This window comes from Pseudomonas sp. CG7, from assembly GCF_023701885.1.
Taxonomy (GTDB): Bacteria; Pseudomonadota; Gammaproteobacteria; order Pseudomonadales; family Pseudomonadaceae; genus Aquipseudomonas; species Aquipseudomonas zanjanensis.
In genome coordinates this window covers 55,519-67,748 of the sequence record NZ_JABAEE010000012.1, presented here as the reverse complement: position 1 = coordinate 67,748, position 12,230 = coordinate 55,519, and the positions used below count along the sequence as shown (strand labels likewise).

General features: G+C 48.9%; 8 protein-coding genes and 2 pseudogenes. All 10 read left to right on the top strand.

The window, feature by feature from the left end:
- Nucleotides 1–560: 560 nt before the first annotated feature.
- Nucleotides 561–647: pseudogene (locus HGO40_RS30800) on the top strand (hypothetical protein); the annotation flags it as partial.
- A 57-nt stretch (nucleotides 648–704) separates the two neighbouring features.
- Nucleotides 705–1,373 carry an ATP-binding protein gene (locus tag HGO40_RS30795; RefSeq protein WP_502943224.1) on the top strand — a complete coding sequence of 223 codons (669 nt, stop codon included), beginning with the start codon at nucleotides 705–707 and terminating at the stop codon, nucleotides 1,371–1,373.
- Nucleotides 1,374–1,698: 325 nt separating this feature from the next.
- Nucleotides 1,699–2,970: pseudogene (locus HGO40_RS07445) on the top strand (FMN-binding glutamate synthase family protein); the annotation flags it as partial.
- A gap of 1,319 nt (nucleotides 2,971–4,289) precedes the next feature.
- Entirely contained in the window at nucleotides 4,290–5,222 is a 933-nt protein-coding gene (locus tag HGO40_RS07440) for a site-specific integrase (protein WP_250962493.1), read from the top strand.
- Complete coding sequence (locus HGO40_RS07435) at nucleotides 5,215–7,080, top strand: hypothetical protein (protein ID WP_250962492.1); 1,866 nt, start codon at nucleotides 5,215–5,217, stop codon at nucleotides 7,078–7,080. Before HGO40_RS07440 ends, HGO40_RS07435 begins: the two co-directional genes overlap by 8 nt.
- Nucleotides 7,077–9,002 (top strand): hypothetical protein, encoded by a 1,926-nt coding sequence (locus HGO40_RS07430; RefSeq protein WP_250962491.1) that lies wholly within the window; start codon nucleotides 7,077–7,079, stop codon nucleotides 9,000–9,002. The genes HGO40_RS07435 and HGO40_RS07430 overlap by 4 nt, the downstream gene beginning before the upstream one ends.
- Entirely contained in the window at nucleotides 8,999–9,370 is a 372-nt protein-coding gene (locus tag HGO40_RS07425) for a hypothetical protein (protein ID WP_250962490.1), read from the top strand. The genes HGO40_RS07430 and HGO40_RS07425 overlap by 4 nt, the downstream gene beginning before the upstream one ends.
- A gap of 420 nt (nucleotides 9,371–9,790) precedes the next feature.
- On the top strand, nucleotides 9,791–9,985 hold the full coding sequence (locus HGO40_RS07420; protein WP_250962489.1) for an MbcA/ParS/Xre antitoxin family protein: 195 nt from the start codon (nucleotides 9,791–9,793) through the stop codon (nucleotides 9,983–9,985).
- Nucleotides 9,986–10,654: 669 nt separating this feature from the next.
- On the top strand, nucleotides 10,655–11,620 hold the full coding sequence (locus tag HGO40_RS07415) for an endonuclease (RefSeq protein ID WP_250962488.1): 966 nt from the start codon (nucleotides 10,655–10,657) through the stop codon (nucleotides 11,618–11,620).
- A 185-nt stretch (nucleotides 11,621–11,805) separates the two neighbouring features.
- Complete coding sequence (locus HGO40_RS07410; protein WP_250962487.1) at nucleotides 11,806–12,087, top strand: hypothetical protein; 282 nt, start codon at nucleotides 11,806–11,808, stop codon at nucleotides 12,085–12,087.
- Nucleotides 12,088–12,230 lie beyond the last annotated feature (143 nt).

The window sequence follows — 12,230 nt, the reverse complement described above, 5'->3', positions numbered from 1 at the left end:
TCGACGACACACCCGCCATTCATGAAGATTTCCGCAAGATCCTCACCCCCGAGGATGACAGCAGCACGGACTTGCAGGACATGGAAAGCGCCCTGTTCGGCGAAGCGCCGAAACCTGCCGCCACCGTGTTCGAACTCGACTCGGCTTATGGCGGGCAGGAAGGCCTGAACAAATTGCTGGCGGCAGCGGCCAAGGAACGACCCTATGCCCTGGCCTTTGTCGACATGCGCATGCCCGAAGGCTGGGATGGCGCCAAGACCATCGAAGAACTCTGGAACCGCGACCCGCAGCTGCAAGTGGTGGTGTGCACCGCCTATTCGGATTACTCCTGGGATGAACTGCTCGACCGCCTGAACGGCCACGACCGCTTGCTGATCCTGAAGAAGCCGTTCGACAACATCGAAGTCCAGCAGATGGCCAACACCTTGACCACCAAATGGGAAATGACCTCCCGTGCGCAGTTGAAAATGAACAAGCTCGAAGACCTGGTGGAGCAACGTACCCAGGCGTTCAAACAGGCCAGCGAGCTGCTGCAAATGGAGCTCGACGAACGCAAGATGCTGGAAACCCAGTTGGTGCAATCGGAAAAACTCGCCTCGCTGGGGCAGTTGGCAGCTGGCGTGGCCCACGAAATCAACAACCCGATCGGCTTCATTTCTTCGAACCTGGGGGCGCTGGACGGCTACTTCGGCAAGCTCCAGGAAATGCTCAGCGACTACAGCAGCGCCGAGGAGGCCATCGCCTCGCCGGAGCTGGTGGTGAACCTGAGGAAGCTGCGCGAACAGGTGGAGCTGGATTTCCTTGTGGAGGACATCCCCCTGCTGATCAAGGAATCCAAGGATGGCATCGGACGGGTCGGGCAGATCGTCAAGGACCTGAAGGACTTCTCCCGCGTCGACTCCAGCCAGGAATGGCAGATGGCCAATTTGCAGCAAGGCATGGATTCGACGTTGAACATCGTCGCCAATGAGGTCAAGTACAAGGCCGACGTAGTCAAGCAGTACACACCGTTGCCGGAGGTGGAATGCCTGCCGTCGCAGATCAACCAGGTGATCATGAACCTGATCGTCAACGCCGCCCAGGCCATCGGCCCAGAACGCGGCACCATCACCCTGCGCAACGGGGTCGGTGACGAAACCGTGTGGATCGAAGTGGCGGACAACGGCTCGGGCATTCCCCCCGAGACCCTGCAGAAAATCTTCGACCCGTTCTTCACCACCAAACCCATCGGTCAAGGCACCGGGCTGGGGCTGTCGTTGTCCTACGGCATCGTGAAAAAACACCACGGCGAGATCACCGTCCGCAGCGAAGTCGGCGTCGGCACCACCTTCCGCGTGGAATTGCCGGTGCGGCAGATGAAGCAGGCAGGCTGAGCCCCTCGGCAGTTCAAATTGTGGGAGCGAGCTTGCTCGCGATAGCGGTGGGTCAGTCAATGCAGGTATTGAGTGTGCGACCTCCATCGCGAGCAAGCTCGCTCCCACGGGTTATCGGCGATTCCAGCCAACACACACAACCTGTGGCGAGGGAGCTTGCTCCCGCTCGGCGGCGCAGCCGTCGTAAAACCTGCTGACGCGGTCTGTCTGAATGGTCGCAATGACCCCTTGGGGCCGCTGCGCAGCCCAGCGGGAGCAAGCTCCCTCGCCACGGGCTGCATTCCAAGCTAATGTCTCGCCAATCGCTCAACCCCAAGGAACCCGCATGAGCCTGTCGCTGCTGAGCCGCTACGCCTTCTTCGCTGGCTGCGTGATCTTCACCCTCGCCAGCCTGCCGTTCCTGCAACACGACTGGCTCTGGCCCATTGCGCTGGTGACCGGGCTGTTGAGCCTGCTGGGGTTGTTCGATCTGCTGCAGAGCCGCCACGCCGTGCGGCGCAACTATCCAATCCTGGGCAATATCCGCTACCTGGTCGAAGGCATCCGCCCAGAGATCCGCCAGTACCTGCTCGAATCCGACAGCGATGCCCTGCCCTTCTCCCGCGCCCAGCGCTCGCTGGTGTACTCCCGGGCCAAAAACGAACGCGCCGACAACCCCTTCGGCACCTTGATCGACGTCTACCAGACCGGTTTCGAATTCATCGGCCACTCCATGCGCCCGGCGCCGTTGAGCGACCCCAGCGGTTTTCGCGTGACGGTCGGCGGCCCGCAATGCACCCAGCCCTACTCGGCCTCGGTGTTCAACATCTCGGCCATGAGCTTCGGCTCCCTGAGCGCCAACGCCATCCGGGCATTGAATCAAGGCGCCAAGCTCGGCAACTTCGCCCACGACACCGGAGAAGGCAGCATCAGCCCCTACCATCGCGAACACGGTGGCGACCTGACCTGGGAACTGGGCAGCGGCTATTTCGGCTGTCGCACCAGCGACGGACGCGTCGACCCGGAGCGTTTCGCCGCCCAGGCCCGGAATCCGCAGGTGCGGATGATCGAAATCAAGATGAGTCAGGGCGCCAAGCCCGGCCATGGCGGGATCCTGCCCAAGCACACAGTCACTCGGGAAATCGCCGAGACCCGCGGCATCCTCATGGGTGAGGATTGTATTTCGCCGTCATGCCACAGCGCGTTCTCCACGCCGATCGAACTGATGCAGTTCGTCCAGCAACTGCGAGAATTGTCCGGCGGCAAACCGGTGGGCTTCAAGTTCTGCCTGGGGCATCCGTGGGAATTCATGGGCATTGCCAAGGCCATGCTGGAAACCGGGATCCTGCCCGACTTCATCGTGGTGGACGGCAAGGAAGGCGGCACGGGCGCGGCGCCGGTGGAGTTCACCGACCACATCGGCGTGCCGTTGCGCGAGGGCCTGCTGTTCGTGCACAACACCCTGGTGGGCCTGAATCTGCGGGACAAGATCAAGCTCGGCGCCAGTGGCAAGATCGTCAGCGCCTTCGACATCGCCAGCGTCCTGGCCATCGGCGCCGACTGGGCCAACGCCGCGCGCGGCTTCATGTTCGCCATCGGCTGCATCCAGTCGCAAAGCTACACCAGATAAGTTCACAGAAATCACTACTCCATAGAAAATCGCCAGAAATGGACAACCCAGCTGAAGGTCTGAACCAGCAAGGGTTTTCATAGCAAAATTCAAGTTCAAATCGACCGAAAATGATGTACAACATGTCCATTTCCGCATCACGGCATGCAAAAACCTCCCAGAACCGCCAGCTCCTTCAACACGCGGTAACCGTTCAATCCCCAAACGCTCCCATTTCTCTACTCGTCGCAATGCCATTCAACACGCAGAAGGTAGCCAGTAGCTCCGCCTTGCCGGGACTGAAGTACGCAAAGACTCATCCCTCCCATCCTTCAACGCCAAATATCGGCAATGGAAAGGGATCCCTCAATTGACCTCAGGCGCATTGTTCTATTGCCGAAACTAAGAAGTACGGGTTCTGATTCGATTTGGAAACGTCAAACAGTGCTTTTCACACACAAACGATAAAGCGCTCTGTGCTTATACGCACACTTCATGATGTGAAGCTCAGCAAACGCCGGCATCTGTAGTAGGGGATAAGCTCAAATCGTGACCGGAGTGCTACTAAAAACCTAAGTACCAACAAACAATAAAAATTCAAATCAAGAACTTAATCACAAGAAACAACCACGCCCTCGGAAACATATACAACCAAAACTACCGCACCTCTTCAAACTATCCAAACTTTCAGAAAAATATAACCACTATTTACACATATATTGATTCACGAAAAAACATCGGATTTACGAATTAACCATTTATTGAAAACAACGATAAATACCTTTAAATTCAATAACATATAATTATCTATTGACAGCTATTTTTTTTGCAGATGGACTGTACAAAAATTTCGAGCCGTCACCATGACCACGACCTATCGCAGACTAAACATAAGAGAACTTTACATAACGGATAAATTCGTCGAAGGGTCGATCTCGAAGTCGATTACTCATCCTATACACATAGACAACAACGAATCTTCTGGTTACCACTGGAACAGAGATGAAGTAGAACCCTATTATCATTTCCCGGTAATTCTCAACCCAGATAACACACTGTGGAGTGACGGCAACCTTTATCTGCTAAGTCTTATTTCCTCTATCGAGCCCATCGACAACAAAACACTAAGATTGATAGCGAACGACCTAGTAATATTCAAACGAACACTAAATCCCTATAACATTGACTACCGGATTTTTCCTAGCCGCCCTATTAGCAGACCAACTTATTTTTTTCGATCAATTCTAAGTAGACAGATCAAAGAGGAGACCTGCGCGCCGAGTACTGCCGCACGACGGATGCGGAATGTCATCGGGTTTTACATATGGATGTTGAACCAACACCATTTCAAGCCTTCACATGAGCTTTGGAAGGAAAAATTGGTATCCTATGCGTATATAGACGATTACGGTTTTCGGCACACAAAGCAGCGCCTAAGTTACGATCTTGCAATAAAAGTTCCAAAAAACAATCCATCATTAACTGGAAAAATCCGCGATGGTGGAGTACTCACGCCAATAGAATCCGAAATACAAAAAACTCTAATTAGTAGCCTTTTTGAAATTGCAAACCCAGAGATGATTTTCATCTTTCTGCTGGCTTTAGTTACTGGCGCCAGAATTCAAACACTGCTTACTCTTCCTCCTGTCAACTTCAGCGAAGTAATCGACGACGGACGAAAAAAAGTCGCTATCCCTGTGGGGCGCGGCAAGGGAGCAGACACCAAGAAAGATAAACGATTGGCCATATATGTACCGACTTGGCTTTACAAAAAAATACAAACGTACCTTTGTAGCCAGCGTTACACCGAGCGCAAGAATGAGTATCTCCTCACTTCTGGTGCCAGTAGTGAAGGGTATGTATTTCTGAATAGAAATGGCTCCCCTTATTATATGCGAAAGCGTGACAAAAGCCGAAAGCACTATAAAAATGTTCCGGAAGGCCAAGGCGTTCGTAGCTTCTTAGCACAACAACTGACCCCTGAAATTCAAAAAAAACATAAAGACTTCAAGTTTCGGTTTCATGACTTGCGAGCCACATTCGGTATGAATCTAGTGGAGCAAAAGTGGAAAGAATTCGAGTACAGACCTGAAGCTTTAAATTTGATACTAGATATTGTCCGGGAGGCACTAGGGCATACAAACGTTAAAACCACTTTGGAGTATCTGAACGCGCGCAGATACCAGCAACTTATATATCAGACCCAATCAGACTTCGAAACTTATTTGGAGAACCGGATGGAGAGCACTGACTTTGAGTAATCAACAGAGCCGGACAGATATCGTTTTTAATCACGAGCAACCCGAGACTTTTTTTGACGACATTGAAAATGCGAGAATTGAAACATTACGTGTAAAATTTGATCAGAGCTATGGTTTTATAAATCTCGGAGCTTATGCATTTAGCCCTGCCATCATTGCAGGGCAACTAACTATTGACCCCCATAGATCAGCAGCGCTGAGAAACTGGGCCATTAATTCTGGTACTGCTGTAAGCCTCGGACTGCAGGGTGTTACTGTACATGCAAAATTTGAAAGACTAAGAAAAATGTTGAGTTGGTGCGATAGAGCGAGCTTCCACTTTGCCCTTCACAATATGAATCAATACAATTTAGCAGTAGAAGCCTACACAGAATACCTTCAAGAAACCTTTCTTGATAACAATATCTCTTCTTCTCGCGCCTCAGAGATCCAACGGGAGGTTTTGCACTCAGGAAATTGGTTCTTCGAAAACTATGTAGAAAGCTACGTTCTAAAACGCCTCAAACCTGGTGTCAAGCTACCTAAGCCTCTACCCTCCGGAAGTGACTACTCAGCTAGCTATAAGTTCTGCTATAGCGTTTTCAACCAATTAACTGACCACCTTATCACGTTTACAAAACTACCTTTCTTCTTAGGGCTTAGTGGCGTACCACATTGGATAATTCCTTCAAAAAAATGGATTGCGAGCGAGACCCAAATCTATAGTAATGACCAGAATTACGCGATGGCCTGGAACTATGCAACGGGCGAAATCCGAACGCCAGAGCAACTACTCACACGCATGAGCCACATGAAGCATAGCCACCGAAGTGATGCTATAAAGCTAATTAATCGTACGGAGTCTTTCGTAACCGCATCAAACAGCAGCATTGATAGCCCTTTTAGACTGCAGATAGCCAAAGTAGCTCATGATGCTTTCTTGTGTCTATTTGCCGCTAACACGGGCATGAATGAAGCGCAAATCATTAAACTAAAATTGGAGGATTTTATAGATCTCATCCAATCCCACAATACATCTTCAATCAAGCCAAGAGCGGGATACAAAAAACAAGAACACCCCATTACCAAACGACTCATAAAGTACGCCGAGAAATTTTTAACACTGAGAAAACTCATGCTTAAAAATCTCGATTACGAATATGCTTTCTTATCTTGGGATAGGAAATCAGCTACTTATGCCTCTCCACTACCACTGAACAGCATCGGCAAATTCTATCAGCGCATAGAAGGATTGCTTGGCATTAAATTTATTCCAATTAACACCAGCACCGCCAGACAAATAAAATCCAAGTTTATAATCAAAAAGCACAACCCGCTGGTCGCATCGGAGCTTTTACAAAACTCGCCACAGACCATCTTACGAAACTATACAAAAGGAAACATAGACGAGGCAGAAAGAGAACTAACTAATTTTTATAAAAAATTAAATCAAAGAGTGAGAATAATATCATCACAAGTAGATAGTGATGAAACTCCGGCCGGGCAATGCCTGAGCCACAGAAATCCTAGTAATATTAACTCTGTCGATTTGGAACCTGACTGCAAAAATTTCTTGGGCTGTCTTTTTTGCTCAAGTTTCGCTCTGCATGCCGATGACAATGACATTCGAAAGCTTCACAGCATGTCTTTTTTTATCACTGAAATGAAGGCGTCAGCGAAATCAGAAACCACTTTTTTTCAATCATTTGGCAAAACATTGGCAAAAATTTCATCTGCTCTAAATGATATCGCCAGTATCTCAGAAGATCGAGCAACAAGAGTAAAGGATATTGGGGAGGAGGTTTCAGCCTACGGTGAAATGACGTCCTACTGGAACGCAAAATTATTTATGTTAGTTCGTGCAGGGGCCATCGTATGATCCTTCGAAAACATGACTACTCCATTGCCACAATACAACCAAACACAACACTTCGACTTTTAACCATCAGACCTGAATTCGTCATCTCACGAAACGAAAATGGCGACACACTTTCCATATTCAGCGACAACACATGGAATCTCGAATGTTATATCACGTCGATTAAGTCACCAAAATACTTTAACTTTCACAAGATTAAAGCAGAGGAACAACTAATCTCCCAAACCAAAGAACTGCTACTAGTATTGTGGAATACTTTAACAGGCAACAATGGCATCAACATATCAATCACCAGCCTATACAATTATTTTCTACTTTTATGGGATATGGCCGAATACTGCCACAACCTCTCAATTGACATGTACAACCTTATTCACAGCGAAGTCGAGCTGGATAAGTTTACGCAAACATTAACACACGGCAATCTGAAAAAATTAAAACCATTCCTTAGAGCTATTTACCGAACCACCCAATACAATATCGAAAACAAGGCACCAGCAAGCTCTTTGACACCAATCACCCGCGCCATTCGCAGTTCAAAAAAGGATACAAATCAACACCCGGTAATCCCACCGCATATCCTTCTAGAAAAAATCACAAACTACAGAAAAATAGTCGATGACTATTTTCAACATGAAGAAAAACTTAATATATTCTCAGTTAAAATTTCACAGGACATGAGCTACGGGAGAAGTGAGACCCAGCAACACCTTAACGACGCAGAAAATTACAGGCCAAACTTCCGCGAGGCAACATTCAACTATGGCCTTGATGATTTATTCAAACAGTATGATATAACCAATGTATCCAAGCTATCAGGCTATTATAGCCTGGTACAGTACGCATCCAAAATGTTGATGCATATATTTTCAGGAATGAGGGATTCCGAAGCTTACTCGATGATGCAAAATAGTTTCAGTATCGTCGATGGGACTCATGGTCGAATTGCACGAATACTTAGCGTTACCACGAAACTAACTGGAGAAAAAACACCTGTTAACTGGGTTACTTCCGTCGAGATCGAAGCCCCGTATTCAGCAGCACTATCAATAGCAAAACTCATCACAGAGATTAATGGCTGGACGCCATCAGAGAAAAATCCGCTTTTCATATCGTGCAGCCACTTTCCATTCAGCAACGGCTACAAACGTTATAATCTGGAAAATACCAAAAAAATAATTATAGCCAACCTTGCCCCAATTACTTACGACCATTTATTGCCGCCTTCGATTATAAACAACGATGATCTTCGCCATCTATCGAATATTGATCCCCATCGGGAATGGCATGCAGACCCTGAATTTGCGATTGGTAACACTTGGCCTACAACCACGCACCAATTTCGTAGATCATTATGCGTTTACGCGCTTCAAAGTGGCTTAGTCAATCTATCATCTTTGAAAGTCGCCCTTCATCACATCAGGATTGAAATGACGATGTATTACTCAAGAGGATTTTCCAACGCCTCTTGGTTGCTTGATACACCAAATGATCATATCAAAAATGATTTTACGGACGAGCAATCTTTATGGGAGTCGCGAGCTTACACCTCGAATGTCTTGGATAACGGCACTGCTATTTATGGAGCACAAGCTGCCAACACTCAGGCAGACATCGACAATTTTATTATCTATAGAGATAGGAGTGAAACCGCTAAAAACTTCCGGAACGGGTTGATTTTTTACCGAGAAACCGCTTTGGGTGGTTGTATGTCACGTAGTGGATGTGCATTACGAGCGCATGTGGTTGTGACCGCTTGCATCAACTGTAAGGACGGTTTGATTCAACATTCTAAAATAGATTCTCTTATTGAAGAACAACAAAATTTTGTTGATCAACTTAAACCCAACACGATGGAATATGTCACAGAAGTAGAGCAACTTAACGACTTTAAACGCATGAGAATGGAGATTATTTCGTGACTATGCTTAGTGAATATGAGCAAGCGCTTGATCGGCTCATCCGGAATAAACCCAAACGTGTGGCTTTAGGAACACGTATTTCCAATGACAGTGTAGCGTTGGAGGCTGGGAGATCTAAAGGTTCAATCAAGAAAAGCCGGCGTGTATTTTATGGCTTAATTTCTGCCATTCAAAAAGCAAAACAAGAGCAGCCAGAATACCAAGCACCCACATCGAAACTCGAACAGAAAACTCACAAAGAAGAACATTATCGATTACTGTATGAGCAATCATTAGGGCGAGAGCTACTATTATTGAAACGGTTACACGACATGGAACTGGAACTACATAACCCCAACACTCGATCCAGACTAACAATTGTCAAATAAATCAGACCCCTCCGTAACCAAACATACCTTTTTCCGAGCACTGACAATGAACAAAAAAAACAGCATCAAAAACTATCAATCCAAACCCTATCTATATGCATACTATCAATATCACCTAATTTCTAGCCCACCTCAACTATCAAATGACACTGGCTTATATCCAGAAAGCTTCGCCGCAGGAATTCCGAGTATTCCATTTAGCACGCCCTCTGAATATTATACTCCCGCCATTACACCCCCTCTGGGGAAGTCTCCTTCACGTGATGATCAATAGAGGCCGTTAGGAAACCGTTCTATGGTGGTCAGAATTTGATCAGAGCATCACTCATTAACAGGATGCTCTGAGGAAACTGCAGCGTATCAGATGACACAACCATCGGTATGAAGACGTCCCAGAGAAGATACTTTATCGGAGCCAGAATGAAGAACTATGTCGAACTTATAGAACTGCAAGCCGAGCAAATTTTTGCCAACAAAGCCAAAGCCGACAGATGGCTGAACCAGCCGAAATGCGCTCTCGGAGATAGCACACCATTGCAGCTCGCTCACTCTGAAGCGGGATACGAACTCGTAAAAGCTGAACTTGAAAGAGTCAGTCATGGGTACGCCTGCTAATTCGCCCCCTCTTCCAAAACTCCGGACTCATCATGATTGTCTTTGATCTCAATGGAAACGACAGCGAAGCCCTTCTCCGGCACGTTGAGGAGTCCATACCGATGTCAGACGATCCGCGTGAGGACGTTCGATAGCTGGACTCGTTACTTGAATTGAAAGGCGCGTTAGCGTCAGATCTCAAGGATGACACGTAGGCTCATGGCAATTACTGTTCCCCAGGAAGTAAAATTTGGCAGCTTGCCGCTGCGACGCTGGGCATGGAGAGCTTGGCGCACCTGGTTGCTGAGCTCTTGGCCAGCTACGTGAAAACCCGCCCAGTGGATATCCTCGGTTACCTACGAAGTGAGTGGTTGGGTGCTGAAGCGTTGCAGGCTCTGCGTGAAGGACAGCGTTTGGCTGCAATGGGGCCCCGGTTGTTCGAAGACAATCCAGACGCAGTCGCGTTGCCTAATGGCCAACGCTACCATCTGTTGCGCGGTATCGTAGTTGCGTTGCCACCAGATACGTTGACGAAAGACTTGTTGGAGTGGAGATTGCAACTCGACCTCGGGGTGTGAGGCTCAGATCACTGAAACAAACTTTTCATGCTTTAGGTGGCTTCCTGTCTTCCGTCGGCAGACGTTGCGTCGTGCGTATAATGCACGCCCCCTAATTTTCTAATGTTTTCCAATGAAAAAACTGCTGTCCGTAGTAACGCTCTTCCTCGCAGTAATTACCCCCGCCTTCTCTAGTCCTCCCTCGACCTTCTCCGAAGCCAAGGTCATAGCAAAGCAGAAAATCTACCTTGACCAGGCTAACAGTGCCTTTGGTGAGCTGTATTGCGGATGCAAATGGACATGGGTAGGCAAGTCAGGTGGCCGGATCGATGCTGAATCTTGCGGTTATCAAACCAGGAAACAGCAGAACCGAGCTGAACGAACTGAGTGGGAACACATTGTTCCTGCCTGGACTTTCGGTAACCAACGCCAATGCTGGAAGAACGGCGGACGGGAGCACTGCGTAGACGATGATCCCGTGTTTCGAGCAATGGAGGCAGACCTGTTCAACCTCTACCCATCTGTTGGGGAGGTGAATGGCGACCGTAGTAATTTCAACTACGGTATGGCCTCCGGGATAGCGCCGCAGTATGGGCAATGCAAGACACGGGTTGATTTCGATCAACGAACTGCGGAGCCGCGTGACGAGGTTAAAGGGCTGGTCGCCAGAACAACCTTTTACATGTTCGACAGATACAACCTGAGCATGTCTCGTCAGCAGCAACAGCTACTGATGGCCTGGGACAAGCAGTACCCGGTTTCGGCCTGGGAGAAAGAGCGGGATAAACGCATTGCGGCAATCATGGGGCACGCCAATCCTTTCGTAACCGGTGACCGACGTTGGTCGCAAGGATACAAAGCGGTTGGTGATGGGGTAGTTAGCGCCCTTCCCGTTAATCCTCCGCGAGCCGCAGCCCAGCCAACCCTGGCGAGCTCGACCGGGGTAGGTACGATCATTGCTAATAGGAAGAGTCAGGTGTACCACCTCTCAATGGGGTGCCCTGGTTATGGTCAGGTGTCGGCGAAAAACCAAATTACTTTTGATTCTGAATCTGACGCCCAGGCGGCGGGATATCGAAAGGCTGGCAACTGTAAATAGCTGCTCCTCACGGAGTGAACGCAGGCATGACATTAAGACTGCTCAAAGCTTAATGGGTCAAGGGACACCTCGGCGGGGGCAGATGCAGACATGCTCTCTCACTCCCGCTGAAGAGCAAAAATCAGAAGCGCAGGGATCGACCACAGGCTATGCTCGATTCACCAACCCGTTCTGGGAGCGTCGCCATGTTGATTGAAATAGCTGACCTACCGGAGCTGATGCACACCGCCGACGAAGCCATGCAAAACCTGCAGGCCGCTCGCGAGCAGTGGCTGACGCTACAAGCCAAGCTGTTTGCCGTTCCACCGGATCCGGTCGACGTCGCCGCTTGCGAGGCCCAGGCAGAGGTGGTCAAGCAAGCCAAAGCCGACTATGACTTTCACGCCGGTTACGTTTTGGCCAGCCTGCGCAGCGCGCTCATCAAGGCTAACGTTCGAGTCAAGGCGGAGGCAGAGCGCTCGGAGTAACACCGCTTGTGTTTCTTCACTCGTCCTCTCGTATGCTGAAAGTTGGCTACGGATGCTCACCCGAATTTTTTACACAATGACTGCTGGGTGCGGAGCTATTCAGTAGCTAGCACCATCTACGTTGGTATCGCCATCTTTGATGG